This window comes from Pseudomonas sp. NMI542_15, assembly GCF_021283425.1.
Taxonomy (GTDB): domain Bacteria; phylum Pseudomonadota; class Gammaproteobacteria; order Pseudomonadales; family Pseudomonadaceae; genus Aquipseudomonas; species Aquipseudomonas fortuita.
Genome location: NZ_JAJSRO010000027.1, coordinates 58,594 through 81,843 on the forward strand (window position 1 = coordinate 58,594; position 23,250 = coordinate 81,843).

20 protein-coding genes, 1 tRNA gene and 1 pseudogene are annotated in these 23,250 nt (G+C 62.9%); 9 read left to right on the top strand and 13 right to left on the bottom strand.

The genetic code is table 11. The features are described from left to right. Window positions 1-11 precede the first annotated feature (11 nt). Both fadB and LU684_RS26750 read right to left on the bottom strand, forming a co-directional pair. Entirely contained in the window at window positions 12-2,159 is a 2,148-nt protein-coding gene (gene fadB, locus LU684_RS26745; protein WP_016485638.1) for a fatty acid oxidation complex subunit alpha FadB, read from the bottom strand. Between the two features lie 625 nt (window positions 2,160-2,784). Continuing rightward, on the bottom strand, window positions 2,785-3,222 hold the full coding sequence (locus LU684_RS26750) for a hypothetical protein (protein WP_060518383.1): 438 nt from the start codon (window positions 3,220-3,222) through the stop codon (window positions 2,785-2,787). 110 nt (window positions 3,223-3,332) lie between these two features. Between LU684_RS26750 and LU684_RS26755 the strand changes: the two genes are divergently transcribed. Beyond that, on the top strand, window positions 3,333-3,773 hold the full coding sequence (locus tag LU684_RS26755; RefSeq protein WP_016485636.1) for a universal stress protein: 441 nt from the start codon (window positions 3,333-3,335) through the stop codon (window positions 3,771-3,773). A gap of 112 nt (window positions 3,774-3,885) precedes the next feature. On the opposite strand, the gene LU684_RS26760 is transcribed toward LU684_RS26755, so the two are convergent. Beyond that, a complete protein-coding gene (locus LU684_RS26760; RefSeq protein WP_016485635.1) occupies window positions 3,886-5,814 on the bottom strand; it encodes an ATP-binding cassette domain-containing protein in 1,929 nt (642 codons plus the stop codon). A 222-nt stretch (window positions 5,815-6,036) separates the two neighbouring features. Between LU684_RS26760 and LU684_RS26765 the strand changes: the two genes are divergently transcribed. Further along, a complete protein-coding gene (locus LU684_RS26765) occupies window positions 6,037-7,962 on the top strand; it encodes a transglycosylase SLT domain-containing protein (protein WP_232895223.1) in 1,926 nt (641 codons plus the stop codon). 66 nt (window positions 7,963-8,028) lie between these two features. On the opposite strand, the gene LU684_RS26770 is transcribed toward LU684_RS26765, so the two are convergent. Beyond that, window positions 8,029-8,832, bottom strand: coding sequence for an MOSC domain-containing protein (locus LU684_RS26770; RefSeq protein WP_145914579.1), 804 nt, complete (start codon window positions 8,830-8,832; stop codon window positions 8,029-8,031). Between the two features lie 55 nt (window positions 8,833-8,887). Further along, the gene (locus tag LU684_RS26775) at window positions 8,888-9,823 is read right to left on the bottom strand and encodes a chemotaxis protein CheV (RefSeq protein WP_145914580.1); all 936 of its coding nucleotides are present in this window, start codon (window positions 9,821-9,823) and stop codon (window positions 8,888-8,890) included. Between the two features lie 351 nt (window positions 9,824-10,174). On the opposite strand from LU684_RS26775, the gene LU684_RS26780 reads away from it, so the two are divergent. The 3 genes from LU684_RS26780 (at window position 10,175) to LU684_RS26790 (ending at window position 12,596) form a co-directional block, all read left to right on the top strand. After that, a complete protein-coding gene (locus LU684_RS26780; RefSeq protein WP_024717340.1) occupies window positions 10,175-10,684 on the top strand; it encodes a hypothetical protein in 510 nt (169 codons plus the stop codon). A 366-nt stretch (window positions 10,685-11,050) separates the two neighbouring features. Further along, the gene (locus LU684_RS26785; protein ID WP_210668604.1) at window positions 11,051-11,947 is read left to right on the top strand and encodes a sensor histidine kinase; all 897 of its coding nucleotides are present in this window, start codon (window positions 11,051-11,053) and stop codon (window positions 11,945-11,947) included. Next, on the top strand, window positions 11,937-12,596 hold the full coding sequence (locus LU684_RS26790; RefSeq protein ID WP_016485629.1) for a response regulator: 660 nt from the start codon (window positions 11,937-11,939) through the stop codon (window positions 12,594-12,596). Before LU684_RS26785 ends, LU684_RS26790 begins: the two co-directional genes overlap by 11 nt. Here LU684_RS26790 and yegS read toward each other — a convergent pair. After that, window positions 12,580-13,467 (bottom strand): lipid kinase YegS, encoded by an 888-nt coding sequence (gene yegS / locus LU684_RS26795; RefSeq protein WP_016485628.1) that lies wholly within the window; start codon window positions 13,465-13,467, stop codon window positions 12,580-12,582. The two genes, LU684_RS26790 and yegS, sit on opposite strands and share 17 nt — an antisense overlap. 309 nt (window positions 13,468-13,776) lie before the next feature. On the opposite strand from yegS, the gene LU684_RS26800 reads away from it, so the two are divergent. Further along, window positions 13,777-15,024: a glycosyltransferase family 4 protein gene (locus tag LU684_RS26800; protein ID WP_060518399.1), complete on the top strand. Its 1,248-nt coding sequence runs from the start codon at window positions 13,777-13,779 to the stop codon at window positions 15,022-15,024. On the opposite strand, the gene LU684_RS26805 is transcribed toward LU684_RS26800, so the two are convergent. Both LU684_RS26805 and moaB read right to left on the bottom strand, forming a co-directional pair. Beyond that, window positions 15,013-16,239: a molybdopterin molybdotransferase MoeA gene (locus LU684_RS26805; RefSeq protein WP_023048916.1), complete on the bottom strand. Its 1,227-nt coding sequence runs from the start codon at window positions 16,237-16,239 to the stop codon at window positions 15,013-15,015. The genes LU684_RS26800 and LU684_RS26805 overlap by 12 nt on opposite strands. Next, window positions 16,223-16,762, bottom strand: a complete 540-nt coding sequence (gene moaB / locus LU684_RS26810) for a molybdenum cofactor biosynthesis protein B (protein ID WP_016485625.1) — start codon at window positions 16,760-16,762, stop codon at window positions 16,223-16,225. The genes LU684_RS26805 and moaB overlap by 17 nt, the downstream gene beginning before the upstream one ends. Before the next feature lie 187 nt (window positions 16,763-16,949). Between moaB and LU684_RS26815 the strand changes: the two genes are divergently transcribed. Together LU684_RS26815 and LU684_RS26820 are read left to right on the top strand one after the other, a co-directional pair. After that, window positions 16,950-17,171: a YgdI/YgdR family lipoprotein gene (locus LU684_RS26815; protein WP_016485624.1), complete on the top strand. Its 222-nt coding sequence runs from the start codon at window positions 16,950-16,952 to the stop codon at window positions 17,169-17,171. A gap of 80 nt (window positions 17,172-17,251) precedes the next feature. Beyond that, a tRNA-Pro gene (locus LU684_RS26820) sits at window positions 17,252-17,328 on the top strand. Window positions 17,329-17,379: 51 nt separating this feature from the next. On the opposite strand, the gene LU684_RS30850 is transcribed toward LU684_RS26820, so the two are convergent. The 3 genes and pseudogenes from LU684_RS30850 to LU684_RS26830 form a co-directional block, all read right to left on the bottom strand. Continuing rightward, window positions 17,380-18,147: a methyl-accepting chemotaxis protein gene (locus LU684_RS30850; protein WP_371262311.1), complete on the bottom strand. Its 768-nt coding sequence runs from the start codon at window positions 18,145-18,147 to the stop codon at window positions 17,380-17,382. A gap of 165 nt (window positions 18,148-18,312) precedes the next feature. Further along, window positions 18,313-19,056, bottom strand: a pseudogene (locus tag LU684_RS30855) (methyl-accepting chemotaxis protein); the annotation flags it as partial. Between the two features lie 130 nt (window positions 19,057-19,186). Beyond that, window positions 19,187-20,950: an ABC transporter transmembrane domain-containing protein gene (locus LU684_RS26830; protein WP_024717342.1), complete on the bottom strand. Its 1,764-nt coding sequence runs from the start codon at window positions 20,948-20,950 to the stop codon at window positions 19,187-19,189. A 209-nt stretch (window positions 20,951-21,159) separates the two neighbouring features. On the opposite strand from LU684_RS26830, the gene LU684_RS26835 reads away from it, so the two are divergent. After that, on the top strand, window positions 21,160-21,333 hold the full coding sequence (locus LU684_RS26835) for a PA1571 family protein (protein WP_016485621.1): 174 nt from the start codon (window positions 21,160-21,162) through the stop codon (window positions 21,331-21,333). A gap of 108 nt (window positions 21,334-21,441) precedes the next feature. Here the strand turns inward: LU684_RS26835 and pdxB are convergent, their stop codons facing one another. Both pdxB and tusA read right to left on the bottom strand, forming a co-directional pair. Next, window positions 21,442-22,584, bottom strand: a complete 1,143-nt coding sequence (gene pdxB / locus LU684_RS26840; protein ID WP_023048914.1) for a 4-phosphoerythronate dehydrogenase PdxB — start codon at window positions 22,582-22,584, stop codon at window positions 21,442-21,444. Between the two features lie 60 nt (window positions 22,585-22,644). Beyond that, window positions 22,645-22,887, bottom strand: coding sequence for a sulfurtransferase TusA (gene tusA, locus LU684_RS26845; protein WP_016500764.1), 243 nt, complete (start codon window positions 22,885-22,887; stop codon window positions 22,645-22,647). Window positions 22,888-23,250: the final 363 nt, after the last annotated feature.

The window sequence follows — 23,250 nt, forward strand, 5'->3', positions numbered from 1 at the left end:
TCGTTGACCGCTCAGTTGAAGAAGCGCTGGCCGTTCTTGGCCATTTCACGCAGCTTCGCAGTCGGGTGGTACAGCGGCCCCAGATCGGCGTACTGATCGGCCAGTGCGACGAATTCGGCCACGCCGATCGAGTCGATGTAGCGCAGCGCACCACCGCGGAAGGGAGGGAAACCAATGCCATAGACCAAGCCCATGTCGGCTTCGGCGGCGGTTTCGACAATGCCGTCTTCCAGGCAGCGCACGGTCTCCAGGCACAGCGGGACCATCATCCAGTTGATGATGTCTTCGTCGGTGACTTCACGCTGTTCGAACACGATCGGCTTGAGGACGTCGAGCACGGTGGCATCGAAGACCTTCTTCGGCTTGCCGCGCTTGTCGGTTTCGTAGGCGTAGAAGCCCTTGCCGTTCTTCTGGCCCAGGCGGTTGGCCTCGTACAGCGCGTCGACGGCCGAGCGGCGGTCGTCCTTCATGCGGTCCGGGAAGCCTTCGGCCATCACGTCACGGCCGTGGTGGCCGGTGTCAATGCCAACCACGTCCATCAGGTAAGCCGGGCCCATTGGCCAGCCGAACTTTTCCATGACCTTGTCGATGCGCACGAAGTCGACACCGGCACTGACCAGCTTGGCAAAGCCGCCGAAATACGGGAACAGCACGCGGTTGACCAAAAAGCCCGGGCAATCGTTGACCACGATCGGGTTCTTGCCCATTTTCTTGGCGTAGGCCACGGTGGTGGCCACCGCCACTTCACTGGACTTCTCACCACGGATCACTTCAACCAGCGGCATCATGTGCACCGGGTTGAAGAAGTGCATGCCGACGAAGTTTTCCGGGCGTTTGAGCGCTTTTGCCAGCAGGTTGATGGAGATGGTCGAGGTGTTGGAAGCGAGGATCGCGTCGTCCTTCACCTGGCCTTCCACTTCAGCCAGCACAGCTTGCTTGACCTTCGGGTTCTCGACCACAGCTTCGACGACGATGTCGACATTGGCGAAGTCGCCATAGGACAGGGTCGGGCGAATGGCGTTGAGTGCCTCGGCCATCTTGGCCGGGGTCAGTCGGCCCTTCTCGACGCGGTTGCCGAGCAGCTTGGAGGCCTCGTTCAGGCCCAGCTGGATAGCTTCCTCGCGGATATCCTTCATCAGGATCGGGGTGCCCTTGACCGCCGACTGGTAAGCGATGCCGCCACCCATGATGCCGGCGCCGAGCACGGCGGCCTGCTTCACGTCGTGGGCAATCTCGTCATGCGCCTTGGCCTTGCGCTTGAGTTCCTGGTCGTTCAGGAACAGGCCGATGAGGCTTTCGGCAACCGACGTCTTGGCCAGCTTGGCAAAGCCCGCGGCTTCGACCTCCAGGGCCTTGTCGCGGCCGAAGTTGGCGGCCTTCTGGATGGTCTTGATGGCTTCGACCGGGGCCGGATAGTTCGGGCCGGCCTGGCCGGCAACGAAGCCCTTGGCGGTCTCGAAGGCCATCATCTGCTCGATGGCATTGAGTTTGAGCTTTTCCAGCTTCGGCTGACGCTTGGCCTTGTAGTCCAGCTCGCCGCTGATGGCCCGCTTGATCAGGTCCAAGGCACCGGCCTGCAGCAACTCAGGGGCGACCACGGCGTCAACAGCGCCCACTTTCAAGGCGTCCTCGGCACGGTTTTCCTTGCCGGAGGCGATCCACTCGATAGCGTTGTCCGAACCGATCAGGCGCGGCAGGCGCACGGTGCCGCCAAAGCCGGGGTAGATGCCCAGTTTGACTTCGGGCAGGCCAATCTTGGCGCTGGAGGACATGATCCGGTAGTCGGCGGCCAGGCACATTTCCAGGCCGCCGCCCAAGGCGATGCCGTTGATGGCAGCAACGGTCGGCACTTCGAGGTCTTCGAAGGCACTGAAGATGCGATTGGCTTCCAGGTTGCCGGCGACCAGTTCGGCCTCGGGCAGCTTGAAGTTGTCGACGAACTCGGTGATGTCGGCGCCGACGATGAACACGTCCTTGCCACTGCTGACGATCACGCCCTTGACCGAGGCGTCGGCCTGGATGGCGTCGACGGCCTGGCGAAGCTCGTTCAGGGTCAGGCGGTTGAACTTGTTGACGGACTCACCCTTGAGGTCGAATTTGAGCTCGACGATGCCACTTTCAAGAGCCTTAACCGTGATGGCTTTACCTTCGTAAATCATCAACTGATCTCCACGATATGGAAGCTGAACTGTACACGCCGATCGCTGCAGCAGAAGCAGGCCTAGCTGCCCTGCCCCAGGCACACCCGTCAGCGCGCTAGTCGGAAGTATGGCTTGGCGTCATGACATACAAACGCTCAATTCATACGCCCGTTTGATTTGGGTGTGCACACATTCTCCGAAAAGATCGGCGTTGTCAAATGCTCAGGAGCACGACGAAAACGCGACTTTCCAGTCACTTTGTATCGTCCGGGTGCAAAACATGATGACAGTGATCGCCGACCATTCACGTCAGCGATTGACCACGCCCGGTTGGACAGTGCTGCATCTTTCGGCTTGCGCGGCACCCCAGTGCGGCTACACTGGCACTTGCTTGAATGAATACCCGGCCTGCCTGGCCTTTTCTGCGTAGCAGAAACGCAAAGCGGCGACTTGGCACCCCACCCCTTCAGGGTTCTGCCAAGCCGCCGCTTTGTCGTTTAAAGCCCTGAACGCCTACGCCGTTCCTGTGGGAGCCGCCTTGTGCGGCGAAGAGGCCGATACGCCCGGAACAGTACTATCAGGCATACCGGCCTCTTCGCAGCACAAGGCTGCTCCTACGGGTACGACGTGGCCCCACGAGGTTTCAGGCCAGGGTTTCGAGGACGTAGGCAACATCCTGCAATACAGCCGTATCACCCCGTTCAGTCCAGTACAGGGCGATCATCCGCGCGTCGGCTTCGACCTTGTAGACGCTCGCCGGCAAGCGCGCCAAGGCCTCGATGAAGCGAGGATCTTCGCAGGGCTCGCGCCATTGGTTCCACCACACCCCTGGGGTGACCTGCCAGAAGCTGAAGCTGTCCTCATGCCCGCGATGCCGCGCCCGGTGGTATTGCGGGCAAGGGCTTGGCGGCTCCATTTCGAGCCAGTGCGGCCACTGCTGCGGCGCCAGTTGCATGGCCAACCCCATGCGCCGGGCCTCCAGCCGCAACTTCATCTGCTCGCTCTGCTTGCGCGAGCCTCGCAGCCAGGAAAGCGGGCTGAGAATCAGCGCAAGGATTGACACCACCAGCAATACCGTCATATCAGTAGTTCCCATAAAGCGTTGCAAATGAGCTGGTTAGCCATTTTTCACGGTAGACCCGCCCGAAAGCGACCATACTTCTTCTATCGCGATTGCCAGGAGTACCGCTCATGCAATATGAACATTTGTTGGTCGCCGTCGACCTGACCGAAGAATGCGACCCGGTGATCAAGCGTGCCATGAAGCTCGCCGAGCCCTCAGGCGCCAAGGTGTCCCTGGTGCACATCGTCGAGCCGATGGCCATGGCATTCGGCGGTGACGTACCGATGGACCTGTCGCAGTTGCAACAGCAACAGTTCGACCAGGCCAAGGAGCGCATGGACCGCCTGTTCAACAAATACCCGGACATCCAGCGCGGCGATTCCCACCTGACCTACGGCCAACCGCGCCAGGAAATCCACCAACTGGCCAAGGAACAGAATTGCGACCTGATCGTGGTCGGCAGTCATGGCCGCCATGGCCTGGCGTTGCTGCTGGGTTCCACCGCCAATGACGTGCTGCATGGTGCGCCGTGCGATGTACTGGCGGTGCGGTTGCAGAAGAAAGAATGACTTAACCTGTACCGGCCTCTTCGCGGGGCAAGCCCGCTCCCACAGTGACCGCGCCGCGATACCTGTGGGAGCGGGCTTGCCCCGCGAAGAGGCCGGTACAGGTTAAAGCCGATCAGCCTTCCAGCTCGGCCCAGCGCTCTACCAGCGCATCCAGCTCACCCTGTAGCTTCTCGATCTTCGCAAGCACTGCCGAAGTTTCCGCAATCGGCCGCTGATAGAAGCCCGCCGCATTCACTTCTTCCTGGGCCTCAGCCATACGCTGCTCAACTTCGTCGATCTGCCCTGGCAGCATCTCCAGCTCACGCTGCAGCTTGTAGCTGAGCTTCTTCTTCGACGCCTCTTCCGCCACCGGCGCAGCAACAGGCGCGGGCTTGTCCTCGACTTTTTCCACCACTGCGCTGTTGAGTTCGGACTTGCCGCCCTTGCTCTCGGTCACGCCCAGCAGCTTTGGCGAGCCCCCCTGGCGAATCCAGTCCTCGTAGCCGCCCACGTACTCACGCACCTTGCCCTCGCCTTCGAACACCAGCGTGCTGGTGACGACGTTGTCGAGGAAGGCCCGGTCGTGGCTGACCATCAGCACGGTGCCCTTGTAGTTGGACAGCACTTCCTCGAGCAGCTCGAGGGTTTCCACGTCCAGGTCGTTGGTCGGTTCGTCGAGTACCAGCAGGTTGGCCGGCTTGCTGAACAGCTTTGCCAGCAGCAGGCGGGCACGCTCGCCACCCGACAGTGCCTTGACCGGCGTGCGGGCACGCTGAGGGCTGAACAGGAAGTCGCCCAGGTAGCTCAGCACGTGGCGGTTTTGGCCGTCGATCTCGATAAAATCACGGCCTTCGGCCAGGTTGTCGATCACGGTCTTTTCCAGCTCGAGCTGGTGGCGCATCTGGTCGAAGTAGGCCACTTCCAGCTTGGTGCCACGCTCGACCTTGCCCGAAGTGGGCTCCAGGCCGCCGAGCATCAGCTTGAGCAGGGTGGTCTTGCCGGTGCCGTTGGCCCCCAGCAGGCCGATCCGATCCTGACGCTGCAAGACCATGGAAAAGTCTTTGACCAGCATCGGCCCGTCGGCGTGATGGAAGCTGACGTTTTCCAGCACCATCACCTGCTTGCCGGATTTTTCCGCCGCCTCGATCTGGATGTTGGCCTTGCCCTGGCGCTCGCGGCGCTCGCCACGCTCCACACGCAAGGCTTTCAATGCCCGCACACGCCCTTCGTTCCGGGTGCGGCGTGCCTTGATGCCTTGGCGAATCCACACTTCTTCCTGAGCCAGGCGCTTGTCGAACAGCGCATTGGCAGTTTCTTCGGCGGCCAGTGCGGCCTCCTTGTGCACCAGGAAGCTGGCGTAGTCACCGTTCCAGTCAATCAGGCCGCCGCGGTCCAGTTCAAGGATGCGGGTGGCCAGGTTCTGCAGGAAGGACCGGTCGTGGGTGATGAACAACACCGCGCCGTTGAAACTGCGCAGGGCCTCTTCGAGCCAGGCAATCGCACCGATGTCCAGGTGGTTGGTCGGCTCGTCGAGCAGCAGCAGGTCGGGCTCGGACACCAGCGCCTGGGCCAGCAGCACACGGCGGCGCCAGCCACCGGACAGCTCGGCCAGGGTCTTGTCGGCCGGCAACTGCAGGCGGCTCAGGGTGCTCTCCACCACTTGTTGCAGGCGCCAGCCATCACGAGCTTCCAGCTCGTGCTGGACGTGCATGAGTTTTTCCAGGTCTTCGTCGTTCTGGATATTCATGCTCAGGTGGTGGAACTGCGCCAGCAGCTCGCCGACGCCATCCAGGCCTGCGGCCACCACATCGAACACCGTGCGCTCGTCGGCCACCGGCAGTTCCTGCGGCAGCTCGCCGATCTTCAGGCCCGGGGCACGCCAGACTTCACCGTCGTCACCCTTCTGCTCGCCCTTGACCAGGCGCAGCATGCTGGATTTGCCAGTACCGTTGCGGCCGATGATGCACACCCGCTCACCACGAGCGATCTGCCAGGACACTTTGTCCAGCAGCGGCATGGCGCCGAATGCGAGGGACACATCGCTGAATTTGAGCAGGGTCATGTTGGTCTCCATAAATCGGGCGCGCATTCTACCTGACTTGGCCCTCGACGGCATCCGCTTGGCCACCCGGCGACCGCTTTGCGACATCTGGTCGAAGTTAATATCCCGATACAAGCACAGTGCTTTCACCCGCCGCCGGCAAACAGCTAAGCTAAGGGCAATCGCTTCCAACAGTGCTGGCTCCGCCGTCACTTCCCCATGGTTCTACTGCCCGGACGTATCATGCGCAGCCGCCTGTTACACATTGCATCATGCCTGCTGCTCACCGCTGCCACCTGCGCGGCGCAGGCCACCGACCTCACCCAGCAACGCCAGTACTACGACGAGGCCAAGCGTGCGCTGGCCAAGGGCGACAAGGGCCCGTACTTGCGCTATGCGCAAGCCCTGAGCGACTACCCGCTCACACCGTACCTGGCCTACGACGAGCTTACCGCCCGCCTCAAAAGCGCCAGCAACCAGGAGATCGAAGGCTTTCTCGCCAAGCATGGCGACCTGCCCCAGGCCAACTGGATGAAACTGCGCTGGCTACGCTGGCTGGCCGAACGCGGCGAATGGGATACTTTCGTCAAATACTACGACCCAAAACTCAACTTCACCGAACTGGACTGCCTCAATGGCCAGTATCAGCTCAGCCATGGCCTGCGCGCCGAGGGCTACGCCACAGCCGACAAACTGTGGAACGTCGGCAAGTCCCAGCCTGCCGCCTGCGACACGCTGTTCGGCATGTGGGCGGCGGAAGGCCAACTGACCGAGGCCAAACGCTGGGGACGCACCAAGCTGGCGGCCCAGGCCCGCAACTACGCCCTGGCCAACAACCTGGTCAAGACGCTGACCACGCTCGGCCCGCAGGGGCGCCTGCTGGTCGATGTGGCGCAGAAGCCTGAGCTGCTCGGCCAGCCGTCGCGCTTTACCCCGGCCAACGACGCCATGTCCGACGTCGTCAGCCTCGGCCTGCGCCGTCTTGCACGGCAAGACCCGGACCGGGCCATGGCACTGCTCGACGATTACGCCCAGCGCATGCACTTTTCCCGCGATGAGAAGGTTGCCATCGCCCGCGAGATCGGCCTGACCCTGGCACGTCGCTACGACCCGCGCGCGCTCGACCTGATGACCCGCTACGACCCCGAGCTTCGCGACAACACCGTCAGCGAATGGCGCCTGCGCCTGCTGCTGCGCCTGGGCCGCTGGGAAGACGCCTACGAGCTGACCAAGCGCCTGCCCCAGGACCTGGCCAGCAGCAGCCGGTGGAAATACTGGCAGGCACGCAGCCTGGAACTGGCCCAGCCGAACAACCCGCAGATCCCCCTGCTGTACAAGACCGTGGCACGTGAGCGGGACTTCTACGGCTTCCTCGCCGCCGACCGGGCACAGACGCCGTACCAGTTGAACAACAAGCCGTTGTTGCTGAGCCCGCAACTGGTCAAGAAGGTCCGCAACACACCCGGCATTCAGCGTGCCCTGGAGTTCCACGCCCGCGGCCAGATCGTGGAGGGCCGTCGCGAGTGGTACCACGTCAGCCGCCACTTCACCCGCGACGAAATGGTTGCCCAGGCTCGCTTGGGCTATGAGCTGCGTTGGTACTTCCCGGCCATCCGCACGATCAGCCAGGCGCAATACTGGGACGACCTGGACATCCGTTTCCCGATGGCCCATCGCGACACCCTGGTGCGCGAAGCCAAAGTCCGCGGCCTGCATTCGAGTTGGGTATTCGCCATCACCCGCCAAGAGAGCGCATTCATGGAGGATGCGCGCTCGCCGGTGGGCGCCAGCGGCCTGATGCAGCTTATGCCGGCCACCGCCAAAGAAACCGCGCGCAAGTTCAGCATCCCGCTGGCATCACCGGCGCAGGTGCTGAACCCGGACAAGAATATCCAGCTGGGTGCGGCCTACCTGAGCCAGGTGCACGGCCAGTTCAACGGCAACCGGGTGCTGGCCTCGGCGGCCTACAACGCCGGGCCCGGGCGCGTTCGGCAGTGGCTGAAAGGCGCCAAACACCTGAGCTTCGATGTGTGGGTGGAATCGATCCCGTTCGACGAAACGCGCCAATATGTGCAGAACGTGCTGTCGTATTCGGTGATCTACGGGCAGAAGCTGAATTCGCCGCAGCCGCTGGTGGATTGGCATGAGCGGTATTTCGATGACATGTAAGGCCTGCTGAACCTGAACGGGCCCTATCGCTGGCTTGCCGGCGATAGGGCGGTTCAGGCGGCACATTCACTCCAGAACTTCCACCTGCATTCCTGTTTCAAGCCACCCGCTGCCATCCACTGCCAGGTTCTGGCCAAACAGTACATCCCCCTCCTTCTCGCGAAAGGTCTTGAGCGTGACCATCGGCTCGCGGTCCGCACTGCGCTCCCCGGTTGCCGGGTCTATCGTGGTAAAGATGCACCGCACACTGGGCTTGAGCACGCGAAATTCCAGGTTGCCGATGCGGATTCGCTTCCAGCCATCCTCGGCAAATGGTTCAGCCCCCCGCACCACCAGGTTGGGTCGAAAGCGCAACATTTCCATGGGCCGGCCAATACGCCGGTTGAGCTCGTCCAGCGAGCCCTGCCCGATAAGCAGCAAGGGGAAACCGTCGGGAAACGCCGCCCGATCACTGTTGAAGCCATAACCATTGGGCAGGTAACGTGCGCGCTGCTCCGGGCAATACACCAGGCGCACGGGCTTGCCCAGCAACGCGGTCAACCAGGCGGCTGCCGCGTCGCCGGCATCCGGCACCCGCAGGGTGTCGCGCCAGATCGTCACGCCGCGCAGGGCCTCATCGGTTGCGGGCACGGGCACCCGCAACGGCACCCGCCCGGGCGCCTGCAGCAACAACTGGCCCTCGTCGTCGTCGCACGCCTGGAGCTGGCCAAGGTGCGGCCAGGCCCGCTGGGTCAGGAAGCGTCCATTTTCTTCCTCGACCACCATCCAGCGGCGGTCGCCTTGCAACCCCAGCAAACCCACCCGTGAAGCCTGCAGGCTTTGCGCCTGCCCCGACTTCACCGGGTATCGATACAACTCACTGAGAAACATCCCTGCAGCCTCGCATCATGCCAAACACCAAGCTTATACCTGGCCGGCCCAACGTTCACGCAGTGGCGGTATCCAGCAGCAGGCGTTGCTTGACCACATCGACCAGGCGGTCGGGCTGGAACTTGGACAGAAAGTTGTCGCACCCCACCTTCTTCACCATGGATTCATTGAAGCTGCCTGACAGTGAGGTATGCAGCACCACATAGAGCTGGCGCAGCCGCGCATCACTGCGGATCTCGGTGGTCAGCCGGTAGCCGTCCATTTCCGGCATTTCGGCGTCGGTAAACACCATCAGCAGCTTCTCGCACACGTCCTCACCCGCATCGGCCCAGCCCTTGAGCATGCGCAGCGCCTTCAGGCCATCGCTGGCCACATGCAGCTTCATGCCCAGCTGGGACAGGGTGTCACGCAACTGCGCCAGGGCCACACTGGAGTCGTCCACCAGCAGCACCTCGCGGCCACGGGCACGGGCCAGCACCGGGTCGGCGAGTTTATCGCCAGAGACCCGGGCGTTGTACGGCACGATCTCGGCCAGCACCTTCTCCACGTCGATCACCTCCACCAGCTTTTCATCGACCTTGGTGATGGCAGTCAGGTAGTGCTGGCGCCCGGCGCTGGCAGGCGGCGGCATGATCGACTCCCAGTTCATGTTGACGATGCGGTCGACACCGCCCACCAGGAAGGCCTGAACCGAACGGTTGTACTCGGTGACGATGATGGTGCTGTCCGGCCCCGGCTGCAGCGGGCGCATGCCGATCGCCTGGGACAGGTCGATCACCGGCAGGGTCTGGCCACGCAGGTTGACCACCCCGCAGACGAAGGCGTGGCGCTGGGGCATCAGGGTGAGCTTGGGCATTTGCAGCACCTCCTGCACCTTGAACACGTTGATCGCGAACAACTGGCGGCCGGCCAGGCGAAACATCAGAATTTCCAGGCGGTTCTCACCCACCAGTTGCGTGCGTTGGTCTACTGTGTCGAGAATGCCAGCCATTGGAAAACCCCCAGGCTTGAGTCAAAAAAGTGAAAACATCCACCCTGTATCGGCGGCTTCACGTGCACCTTGACCCTTGCGGGAAAATGCCGTGAAGGCAATTGATATCACTTTACCATCATGCTTTACTGCGGGCATTCCATGGGAATTCAGCGGGTGCTACAAAAGTTCCCCACCTTAGCCCGGCATCAGGGAAACCCTTAGCTGCAATCGGGTGTAACCTGATGTTCGCGATATCCTTTAGCCATTAATGTGACGCCATTCTCAATGCATGAATGGAGTCAGGCTTTTGCTAGCTATCGTTTCGGCGTGCCCGCCCCCTGCGCCTGCACCACGCGCGGGGACCTGATCATGGACACTGCCTTATCGTTCGATGAAGCCCTGCAGAATTACCTGCTGGATGCACAGATATTGCTGACCCAGGCTCAGGAATGCCTGCAGCATCTGGAACTGATCGACAATGATCCGGATGCCTGCCGCTGCCTGGACAGTACCCTCGATAACCTTGCCCGGCAGGCCACGCGCCTGGGCCTGCGTGAAGTCGCCCATTACACCAACGCCCTGCAACAGTTGCTCGCCCCCGCCTGTCACCGCGGTCGCCTGCAACGTGAAGCCCTGCCCGCGCTAGAGGCCTGCCTGACCTTGCTGGCCTGGCAACTGGAACTGGTCGATGCCCGTACCGGGCGGCTGAACCTGGACATCGGCGAACAACTGGTGTTGCTGAAAAACCTGGCCAAGGTCGTGCAGCAACCCATTGCGCCGTCCTGTGCTTCCTGCGACGAGCAAGGCAGCGTGTGCCTGCACTCGCACACCACTGTGGCAGCCGGCACACGCCCCGGCCGGTCGAATCCACCGTATTAACCAGACACAAAAGGCAACTAAGCCTGCTCGTTCAGGCCCCGCCAAGATCAAACTTGAAAAGTTCTAAAAATGCTCGGGGGCCACGTTGAATGATTACCGCACGAGTTAAGCGACAAGTGCATAGTGCGCGATCAAAGGGTGGCACTTTGCTACCCGCCAAATGCCCCACCCGCAGGCGTTTCAAGGCGTTACCCAGCCGCGACCGATACAGTGCGAAGTGGTAATATGCGCCCCCACAAACGCTTGCAACCTGAGTAAAGGTTGAACGATCACGTGTCAGAAAAGAAATCGAAAGTACTGCGCCAAAGCCTCTGAGCAGCATTGTGCAAGGCCTCCATCAGCAATACTTCAGTGGCTTCCCTACCTATGCTCCCACGCTTGAAGACTTCTTTGCGTTGCTGGTCCCGCGTTGCCCTGCTGCCTTGGGCCACGGCCGCGCTATGCGTGGCCTCGCTGGTCGCCAATCTGGTGCTCTACTTTACCCAGCAGGCAATCCCGGCCAGCCTGCTGGCTCTGCAACTGGCCGCTACGCTGGCCACTGTCGCCTATCTGGCCCTGGGCGCAAGGTCGATCAGCCTGCGCCCGGCGGAACTGGCCGAGCGTATGCTCAAGGTCCAGGAAGACGAGCGCCAGCACTTAAGCCGCGAACTGCATGACGACATCGGTCAGATGCTGACCGCTGCCAAGCTGCAACTGCAGTGGTTGCAACGGCGCATGCCAGACGAACTGCAGAGCCACTGCAACACCCTGCGCAGCACACTGGATGACACCTTGGGCAACGTGCGCGACGTGTCCGCCCTGCTCAACCCTCGGCAATTGGCCAGTCTTGGCCTTGAAGCCAGCCTGCGCGCGCACCTGGTGCGCACCCTGGCCAACAGCGACGTGCACTGGAGCCTGGCGTGCAACCAACGCCTGGGCGGCATCGACGAGGCAGTGGCCATGGCGGTGTTTCGCATTACCCAGGAAGCGGTGACCAACATGCTGCGCCACGCCCAGGCAGGCAACCTGATCATCCAGCTGCAGCGCACCCCAGAGGGGCTGGCGTTGTCGATTCAGGACGATGGCTGTGGGTTCGTCCCGACGCGGCACCCCGCCGCAGCTGGCCAGCGTGGCCTGGCCGGCATGCAGGAGCGGGTCACCGCATTGCAGGGTAGCCTCGACATCACCAGCCAGCGCGGCCTTGGCACGCGTATCGAGGCAGTGTTCCCTTGGCCTGCGCGTACTCAGCAACGTGCCGGGAGTACGAACGCCCATGATCTGTAGACTTTTGCTGGTAGACGACCACTCGCTGATCCGCGCCGGTGTGCGCGCACTGGTCTGCGACATTCCTGGGTATGACGTCATCGGGGAAGCAGACGACGGCAGCCAACTGCTCGACAACGTGCGCGCGCTGGCGCCCGACATCGTTTTGCTGGACATCTCCATGCGTTCGACCAGCGGCCTGGATGCACTTACCCAACTGCGGGCAAGCGGCAGTCCGTGCAAGGTACTGATCCTGTCGATGCACACTGACCCGGACCTGATCATGCGAGCTCTGGAAAGCGGCGCCCACGGCTACCTGCTCAAAGACACCAGTGCCACCGAGCTGGAACAAGCCCTTGGTGCGGTACGCAACGGCGAACGCTACCTAAGCCCGGCCATCGCCCATACGGTCATCAACCAGGCCCTACGGCACACCAAGAATGGCAAGCAAGCTGCTGGCGAGCGGCACAACCTCACTGCTCGCCAACTGGAAATCCTGCGCCTGATCGTACGCGGCAAGGCCACTCGGGAAATCGCCACTGGCCTGGGCCTGTCGATCAAGACCGTCGAAACCCACCGCTCGCAAATCATGAAGCGCCTGCAGATTCATGACGTGGCCGGGCTTGTGCTGTTCGCCGTACGCGAGAAAATCATCAGCCTGGATGACTAAGCAATGGCGACCCGGCCGGCAGGTGCAGGCGTAACGCGGCAGGCCTGGCCTGGAAGCGTAGGTTGTCGGCCTGCAAAGGCTCGCCGTCAAGGTTCATGTCCAGCCCTTGGGCACTCTTGATCTCGACCCAAGGTAACCTGGCCCGAACGAACAGGCCGTCACCCGCCAGCAGGTCCCGCAGCGCCCCAACCACCTCTTGTGGCGCTGGCAGGATGGCGATGTCGAGCAAGCCGTCGTTCACCACCGCGTCGGGGCATAGCACTTGACCGCCCCCAGCCTGGCGACCATTACCGATACCCAGTGCCAGCAAGCTCCCCTGCCAATGGAAGTCAGGCCCCTGCAGCTCAACAGAAGCGGCCTGCAATTCGCTGAAACGTGACAAGCCAGTGAACAGGTAGGCCGCAGCACCCAGCACTTTTTTCAGGTCTTCGGAGGTGTTGGCGGTGACCTGGCTACCAAACCCACCCGTGGCCATGTTGAGGAACAACTGGTCGCCGGCCTGGCCCAGGTCAATGGCCTGCGCGGGCGCATTCAGCAGCGCCAGTGCCGCAGCGGGCTCCAAGGGTATGCCGGCGGCTTTGGCGAAATCGTTGGCCGTGCCCAGCGGCAACAACGCCAGGCTGGCTTCGGCGCCCGCCAGCCCCATGGCCTCGGCCACATCCCGCAAAGTGCCATCCCCACCGCCAGCGACGATATGGCTGTAGCCAGCCGTCAGCGCCTCGCCGACCAGGCGCTGCGCGTCACCTGCCTCCCAGGTGACCCGCACATCCAGCACCCAGCCTGTATCACGCAGATCCAGCACGGCGCTGCGCAGCTCTTCATTCATCGCCTGCTTGCCGTGCAGAATCAGCATTGCCTTGCGCCCTTGCATCGCGCGTCTCCGAGAAATTGACCGACCCAGATCTCGACCACACACGGCCGCGGATCGTTGCATGCCCACAAAAAAATACCGAAGCGTGCGTGGTCTTTTTCCCACACCCGACAATGCGCGCTATGCTCAGAAAATGAACATTTGACAAGTTTTTGACCTAGGCAAACAACGCCCCCTGGCAAGTCAGTCTTTTGACGCTTGTGTGTGGGGCTCCGAACCCTAGCCATGGACGCGCCCCGGCAGTGGTACTCAGCACACTGGCGATGGGCGCGTCTTTACATCCGCGGCCTTTAGCGAGGATTCCGGGTCATGCGCATTCTCTGGACACTGCCCTATCTACCCTGGCCGACCACCAGTGGCAGCAAGACCCGGCAATACCACCTGATACGCGCACTGGCGCAGAAGGGCCATCGCATTACCCTGTTGGCGCAGTCAAAAATACCCCTGAGCGACGCAGCCCGCGAAGCCTTGGAGCCCCTGCTCGAACGCCTGATCGTAATACCCCGTCGGCCATTGCACAGCCCGTTGAACCTGCTGGCTTCGCCAATCATCGACTACCCCATGCGGGCCATCATCAACGGCCTTTCGCCTTGTCTGCGGCACCGTTTCGAGCAATTGCTGGACGAACCCTGGGACGTGATCCAGATCGAGCACAGCTACAGTTTTCAACCCTTCGAAAAAGCGCTGCAGGCCCGCGGGCTGCCCTACATGCTAAGCGAACACACGCTGGAGTCGGTGATGGGCGGGGCCTGCCACGACCGGCTGCCCTTGTGGCTGCGTCCTCTCAACGCCTTCGACCGCTGGCGCTACCGCCGCTGGGAACACAGGGTGCTCCGCCAGCCCACCGAACTGGTGGCAGTCAGCGCCCACGATGCCGAGCTGATCGCGCAGATCAGCGGACGGCCGGTAAACGTAGTGGTCAATGGGGTTGACTGTGATTTCTACCAGCAAGTGGAACCCGCGCTACACAGCCAGCGCCTGTTGTTCGTCGGCAACTTCGAATATGGCGCCAACCTGGAGGCCATCGAGTGGGCGCTGGAGGACATCATGCCGCAGGTGTGGATGAGCAACCCGGCAGTGCGCCTGGCAATAGCCGGGCACGCCCTGCCGGCTAGCTGGAAACTGCACTGGAACGACCCGCGCATCGAATGGTTCGGCTACCGCCCTGACCTGCGTGAGTTGCAAAAACGTTCGGCACTGTTCTTCGCGCCGCTGCGCTATGCCGGCGGCTCCAAGGTAAAAATCCTCGAGGCCATGGCAGCAGGCCTACCGGTAATCACAACCGGCAAAGGCGTATCGGGCCTGAGCGCAAACAATGGTGAGCACTACCTGGGCAGTGATGACGGCGACCAGCTGGCCCTGCTGATCACCCAACTGCTCAACCAGCCCTGGCGCATGAGCCAGTTGAGCGCTGCCGGGCGCCAGTTGGCCCGCCAGCGTCATGACTGGAGCGTAGCCGCACAGCAGCTGGAGAATGTGCACATGCGCCTGACCCAGGCAGCACCGTCAGAGGCCGCCCCACTGGGCAGTGCCTGGCTGGGCCGCTCAGCCAAGTAGCTCGCTGAAGGGAATGAACGGCACGCTGTCACCCTGTTTCAGTGTGCTGCCCTCACGCACTTCCACCAGCCCCTCGGCCCACGCCGCGCTACGCAGCACGCCGGAGCTCTGGTTCTTGTAGATACGCACCTGGCCGTGCTCGATGCGTGCACGCAGGTACTCGCGCCGGGTGCCAGGCTTGGGCCAGTCAAAGCCTGCCGGCATATCGAAGCGCAGCGGCGTGACATCCGGCACACCCTGGCGGCGCAACAGGTAAGGCCGGGTTAGCAGGCCAAAGGTGACCAAGGTCGAGGCCGGGTTACCCGGCAGGCCGATCACCGGTACGCCCTGGAAGTGGCCGAAGGTCAGTGGCTTGCCCGGCTTGATCGCCAGCTTCCACAAGGCCAGTTCGCCGGCTTCGCGCAGCGCCGCGCCCAGGTAGTCGGCCTCGCCCACCGAAACACCACCGGTAGACAAGATCAAATCAACGTCGCCCAGCGAAGCCAGGCATGCGCGGGTCAGCGCCAGGTCATCCGGCAGGATGCCTGCATCCACAACATCGCAGCCCAGCCGCTGCAGCCAGCTGACCAGCAGCCGACGATTGCTGTTGTAGATTTGCCCCGGCCCCAAGGGCAGACCAGGCTCGACCAGTTCGTCTCCCGTGGACAGCACCGCCACCCGCACCTTGCGCACCACGTCCAGGCGGCCGTGACCCAGCGTCGCCGCCAAGCCCAGTTCGATCGGCCCCAGCCGGGTACCGGCGCTCATCACCTGCTCGCCCTTGCGGGTTTCCTGGCCTTGGGGGCGAATGTTCTGATCAGCCTGCAAAGGTGCGAGAAAGCGCACCCGACCGCCGTCGACCACTTCGGTGTTTTCCTGCATTTCGACGCAGTCGGCACCTTCGGGCACAGGCGCCCCGGTGAAAATGCGCGCACAGGTGCCTGGCTGCAGCGGCTGCGGCGCATGGCCGGCGAAGATCCGCTGGCTGACCGGCAGAGGCTCGCCTTGCCAGTCGGCCTTGCGCAAGGCATAGCCGTCCATGGCACTGTTCGGCCAGGGCGGCAGGTCGAGCGAGGCCACCAGGTCGGTGGCCAGTACGCGGCCCTCGGCCTCGGCCAACGGCAGGTTCTCGATGTCACGGATTGGCGCCGTTTCGGCCAGCGCCAGCAGTTGCCCAAGGGCTTGCTCCACCGGCATCAGCGGCCGGGCCTGGCTGACCTCAGCCACGGCTGTCACAGGCCGCTGCCTGCTTCAGGTGCGCCACGAAGTTGCAGGGGCGATGGCGTGCATCGAGCTGCTCGGCCAGGATGCCATCCCAGCCCGTGCGCACCGCATTGGTAGAGCCCGGCAGGCAGCAGACCAACGTGCCGTTGGCCAGCCCGGCCAAGGCGCGCGATTGCACGGTGGAGGTGCCAATATCGGCCACGGAGATCTGCCGGAACAGCTCGCCAAAGCCATCGACCTGCTTGTCCAGCAGGCAGGCCACCGCCTCGGGCGTGCTGTCACGGCCGGTAAAGCCAGTACCGCCCGTAATCAGCACCACTTGCACGCTGTCATCGGCAATCCAGGTGGCGACCTGGGCGCGAATCTTGTACAGGTCGTCCTTGAGCAGCACACGCTCGGCCAGGTGGTGGCCCGCGGCGCTCAGGCGGTCGACGAACAGCTGGCCAGAGGTGTCGGTGTCGAAGGTACGGGTGTCGCTGACCGTCAGCACGGCGATGTTCAGCGCCACGAAGGGGGTATCTGCCTTGGCTTTCATGGGTGTCCGTCACAACAGGATGAGATGGCCGCAGTTATATCACAGCGTACCTTTTCCGGCGTTGCGCCCATCAGCCTTGCCCTGGATCAAGGGGACAGATTTGTCGCTATGCTGCACTTGCAGTGAACTTGCACTAAAGTCCTGCGTCATAAATGTCATCTAGCACCATCGCACTTGGAGAAACACGATGATCAAACGGACCCTACCCGCCTTCCTGCTCGCTCTGGGCCTGGGCGCCCTCGCTGGCTGCTCGACCCCTACCGTCATCACCCTGAACGATGGCCGGGAGATCCAGGCAACCGACAAACCGTCCTTTGACGAAGACTCCGGTTTCTACGAATTCGAGCAGCTCGACGGTAAGCGCACGCGCCTGAACAAGGACCAGATCCGCACCGTCAAAGAGCTGTGAAAAACACCTTTTTTTGCCAATGGCCCTTTAAACAACAAGGGCTTGCGGGCAAAAACCGGATGCAGTAGGATTTTGTTCATCGGAGTGTAGCGCAGCCAGGTAGCGCGTCTCGTTCGGGACGAGAAGGCCGCAGGTTCGAATCCTGTCTCTCCGACCAGATCCTTTCAAAAAGCCCGCCTTGCGCGGGCTTTTTGTTGCGCTGAAATTGTCAGGCGCTCAGGCGCGAGGTCACTTCACCCAGTTGCCCCGACAACCCATGCAGGCGTTGCCCCGCCTGCTCGGTGTACTGCACAGACGCCTGGTTGGCCGTGGCAATACGGGTGATTTCGATGAGGTTGCGCGAGATGTCTTCGGCCACGCTGGTCTGTTCTTCGGCCGCCGTGGCGATCTGCCGGTTCATGTCGCGGATCGCCTCTACCGCCAGGGTGATGCGCTGCAACATCTGCCCGGCCTGCTGCACCTGCTCGGCCCCCTCTTCGCTTCGCTGCTGGCCGCTTTCGATGGCCTTCACCGCTTCCACCGCGCCCGACTGCACCGCTTCGATGATCTGATGGATCTCGGCAATCGAGGCTGCCGTGCGCTGGGCCAGGCTGCGCACCTCATCGGCCACTACCGCAAAGCCCCGCCCGGCCTCACCAGCGCGGGCCGCTTCGATCGCCGCGTTGAGCGCCAGCAGGTTGGTCTGCTCGGCAATACCGCGGATCACTTCCAGTACTTTGCCGATACGGGTGCTGTCATGCTCCAGGTCGCGGATCACCGCTGCGGTACCGGCGATTTCGCGGTTGACCACGCCAATGATGTCGATAGTCTGCTGCATGACCTGCTCACCGGCCTGGGCACTGTGGTCGGCGTCATCCGCCGCACGGGCAGCTTCTGCAGCATGGCGGGCAACTTCCTGAGCGGTGGCAGACATCTCGTGCATGGCCGTGGCCACCTGGTCGGTACGCTGGAACTGGTCATGGGTGCCGCGGGCCATGTCGCCGGCAATGCTGCGCAACTGGCCGCTGGCACCTTCCAGCTCCTGGGCATTGTCCTTCAGCCGGCCGACGGTGTCGGCGAGGAAGTCGCGCAGGGTATTGGCGGCCCGCGCCAGGCGCCCCAGTTCATCCTCCCGGCGGCTGTCCACCCGGGCGGCAAAACGGCCCTGGCTCAGCTGCGCAACATACTCGATCAGCTGGCGGATCGGCTCGATCAGGCTGCGGTTCACCAGCCACAGGCTGAGCAGCCCCACCGTCACCGCCGAGGCCAGCATCACCAGCAGGCCCAGCCATACCGTGCGCTCGGCGCTGGCGCTGATACTGGCCGCGCGCTGGCGGGCATCGGCACGCAATTGCTCGACCAGTTCGCTCATCTGCTCACTGGCTGCGCGATCCACGCCCTTGACCGCCCGATCGCCGGCGACCGGGTCGCCACCCGCGGCGACGAAGGCCTGACGGCCCTGCGCATAGGCCTGGCCCAACTGTCGGTGGCTATCACGCAATTGCTGCAACGGCGCCTTGAGCCTGGCGTCGCTGCTGTCGATCAATTGCCCGAGCAGTTGCTGCACCTGTTGCTCGCGCGCCTGAAACTGCTGCCAGTACTTGTCCAGCTCAGCCGGCTGACGCCCGCGCAGCAGCACGTTCTTCCATTCCTGCACCTGGATCTTGAACTGCAGGTTGGCTTCGTCAATCAGTTGCGAGGCCCGAAGCGGCCCGTCGACCAACTCAGCATAACCGCGCACGCTGGACGACAAAAACTGGAAACACACCAGTGCGATCAGCAGCATCGCCACCAGGCTACCGCCAAGCAGCGAGAGAATTTGCACTCTGAGGGATTTACGCAACATCGTGGATCTCGAAACCGGAAGGAAAGGAATGGCGCGCATCCGCAACACCAGGTAAGGCATTCCATGTCCTTGTTGGCAGGCCAAAAAAAAGCTGCCATCAAGCAATGGCAGCCAGGTCGAGCACTTACGCAACAGTTGAGCCAGATACTCTCAGGCAATTGCTACAAAATTGTTACAAGCTTACGACGCGTTAGCCGCTTGTGAATTGCAAGGCCGCCAGCCGCGCATACAGTGGGCTTTCCTCGATCAACTGGCGGTGGGTGCCCACCGCCACCACCCGCCCCTTGTCGATGACCGCGATGCGCTCGGCGTGCTGCACCGTGGCCAGGCGATGGGCGATCACCAGCGTGGTACGCCCGGCCATCAGGCTGGGCAATGCCTGCTGGATCAGGTGCTCGCTCTGCGCATCGAGCGCGCTGGTGGCCTCATCCAGCAACAGGATCGGTGCATCGACCAGCAACGCACGGGCAATCGCCAGGCGCTGGCGCTGGCCGCCGGAAAGGCCGATGCCGCCCTCGCCCAAGGGCGTCTGGTAGCCTTGCGGCAGCTGCCGGATAAATTCGTCGGCATAGGCGCCATGCGCCGCTGCTTCGACCTCCGCCAGGGTCGCCTCGGGCCGGCCATAACGGATATTGGCCTCCACCGTGCCACGAAACAGTGAGGGGTTTTGCGCCACCAGGGCAAACTGCCGTCGCAATTGGTCGGGATCCAGCTCGGTAACCGGCAGCCCATCGAGCAGGATGCACCCTTGCTGGGGGTCGTAGAAGCGCAGCAACAAATCGAACAGGGTCGACTTGCCCGCCCCCGAAGGGCCAACCAAGGCCACGGTCTGCCCAGGCTCGATGACCAGGCTCAGGCCATCGACAGCCGCCACCGAGGGCCGTGACGGGTAGGCGAATACCAACTGCTGCAGCTCGATATGTCCGCTGGCCCGCTGCTGCGGTAGCGCCTGCGCCACGGTGGGTGGCAGGATCGCGCTGCGCGCCGCCAACAGTTCGGCGATACGCTCGGCCGCACCCGCCGCACGTTGCAGCTCGCCGATCACCTCACTCAGGGTGCCGAACGCGCTACCGACGATCAGGCTGTAGAACACAAAAGCCGCCAGCTCGCCTGCGGAAATACGCCCGGCAATTACATCCATGCCGCCGACCCACAGCATCACCCCCACCGCCCCCAACACCAGCACGATCACCAAGGTAATCAGCCAGGCACGCTGGGCAATCCGCTTGCGGGCGACGCCAAATGCGGCTTCGACCGTGTCGGCGAAACGCTCGCGGTCATGTGCCTGGTGGTTGTAGGCCTGTACTGTCTTGATCTGCCCCAAGGTCTCGGCCACGTAGCTGCCCACATCGGCCACCCGGTCCAGGCTCTGGCGCGACAGGCTGCGCACCCGCCGGCCGAACAACAGGATCGGTGCCAGCACCAGCGGCAGGGCCACCACCACGATGCTGGTGAGCTTGGGGTTGGTGATGAACAGCAGCACCACACCGCCAATGACCATTAGCGCGTTACGCAGGAACATCGACAACGAGGAGCCGATGACCGATTGCAGCAAGGTGGTGTCGGAGGTCAGTCGCGACTGGATCTCGGAGCTGCGGTTGTCTTCAAAAAAACCGGGGTGCAGGCCGATCAGGTGGTCGAACACGGCACGGCGGATATCGGCCACGCAGCGCTCGCCAATCCACGACACCAGGTAGAAACGACTGAAGGTGCCCACTGCCAGGGCCAGCACAAGCAGCAGGAACAGCCCGATGGTCTGGTTGAGTTGGTGCGCGGAGCGGGTCATGAAGCCCTGGTCTACCAGCAGGCGGATGCCCTGGCCCATGGACAGGGTGATGGCGGCAGTGACCACCAGGGCCAACAAGGCCAGTAGCACCTGGCGGCGGTACGGACGGACGAACTGCCAAGCCAGGCGCAAGGCACGGCGTTGGCGGGGAGAAACCGATTCTGGCATGGCAGCGACCACAATGGCGGGGAAACCGCAGACTATCATTCATCCGGGTCGATGGAGTGTACGCAGGTTGCTATAACGCATTGGTCTAAACAGATCATGGAGCTTTCACAGGGTTTCTGTTGGACTGTTGCTGCCGTGACACAGAAGCTGTCACAGGCCAGTCACGGCGCAGGGCTACCCTGACCTTGAACCTGAAGAGGAGACAGTGCATGAGCTTGCAGCATGGCAATGACAACCAGAAGCCCCAGACCATCCCGCAATCACAGGCGTGCGGTTCGATCATCGACGGCAAGGGGCGCGAAGTGCCTATCACCGAGCAGATGATCCAGCAGGCCTGCAAGGCTCTGGAAGAAAGCCGGGTCGAGCGCGTACGCAAAGGTTAATCGGCGGATTTTTTGCAACCCGGCGCATGCGCCGGGTTTTTATTGCCTGACAGCCGGTGTACGCCGCGCCTACAGGGGACTGCAAAAACCTGGGGAATTGCCAACTTGTCAGACCAACTCAGCCCCCAAGGCACTGACCAGCTGCGCCAACTGCGGCGACTCCCCACGCAAGCGCACCGCCAGCCCTTCGATCTCGCGCCGAGGCGGGTACTGTTTGCGCAACTGGTCGAACGCCGCACGCTGCTGCTGCGGGTCATCACTCAAGCTGCGACGGAAGTCGGCATCGTCGCGTCGTGGGTCGTACACGGCGCGGCACAGGGTCGCCAATGCCCAAGCCGGGTCAGTGCTGGCATCCAGCTCGATCTGCGCCAGCGGCGGTCGGGGCAGCAAGTCTGCCAGCTGCACCTGCTCATGCACCCCCAGGAAACGGCACAGCGCCTGGTAGATCTGCGCCGTGCCACGCTGGCGGCCGTCGAGGCTGTAGCCGGCAATGTGCGGCGAGGCCAAGGTGCACAGGTCGGCCAATTGCAGGTCGACCTGTGGCTCGCCCTCCCACACATCCAGCACCGCATGCACATCTTCACGGTCCAGCAGCAGCTCGCGCAAGGCGGCGTTGTCCACCACCGGGCCTCGGCTGGCATTGATCAGCCAGGCACCCGGGCGCAACTGCGCGAGCTGCGCCTGGCCCAACAGGTGCCAGGTCGGGTGCTCGCCACCGCGCTGCAACGGGGTATGCAGGCTGATCACATCGCACTGTTGCACAATGGTTTCCAGGCTAACGTAGTTGCCGCCCTCGGCGGCCTGGCGCAACGGGTCGCACACCAGCACCTTCCAGCCCAGGCCGTGCAGCACCCGCACCAGGCGGCCACCCACCTCACCCGCACCCACTACCCCGTACACGCGTTCGGGCAGTGCTGCTCCATCCAGCTCGGCCAGGGTCAGCAGGCTGCCTAGCACGTAATCGACCACACCGCGGGCATTGCAGCCCGGCGCACTGCTCCAGCGAATGCCGGCTTGGGCAAAGTAGTCGAGGTCCAGGTGATCGGTGCCGATGGTGCAGGTGCCGACAAACCGTACACGGCTGCCTTCGAGCAACTGGCGGTCGACCTTGGTTACCGAGCGCACCAGCAGGATATCGGCGTCCTTGACGCTGGCGGCATCGAGGCTTCGGCCGGGGTAACGGCGGATTTCACCGAAACCCTGGAAGAAGGCATCGAGCAGCGGGATGTTCTCGTCGGCAACTATCAGCATGGCGCTCTCCTGTCTGGGGAACGCAGTGTAGGCGCAACGTCGGGCGTGTTCCAGAGCGCTTCAGTCGGCTTTCTTGCGGATCCAGTACAAGAAAGTACCGGCGTCCTCTTGCTGTTGCAGCAGTTCGTGGCCGAGGAAGTTGCAGAACTTGGGAATGTCGCGGCGGGTCGACGGGTCGGTGGCGATGACCTTCAGCAGGCCGCCAGCGGCCAGGTCACGCACGTGCTGGTGCAGCATCATCACCGGTTCCGGGCAGTTCAGGCCGGTTGCATCGAGGATGGCGTCGGGGGTGAAATCGGTCATGGGGGGCTCCGAAAATGATCGCCATTGTCGCGCATAGCGCGACGCGGTCCAAGCACCGCTTGAGAAATGCCCAGCTGCGCCCCCCCCGGCCCAGCTCTTGATCTTGATCTTGATCTTGATCTTGATCTTGATCTTGCTTTTGATCTTCGCGACTTCAGGAGGCCGAACGCAGGCCTTGCGAAGGGAGGTGACGGGCATGGATGCCCGTCAAGCGCTGGGCCCCAGGATGGGGCCTGCAGCGCGGTCCTCCCGGGAGCGAGGCCGGAGTGAGGGGACCCCGGAGCGCAGCGCAGGGGCCGGATGATCGGAGCGCAGCGTTTTTTGGTTACTTTTTGTCGCGTCTGACAAAAAGTGACTCGCCGT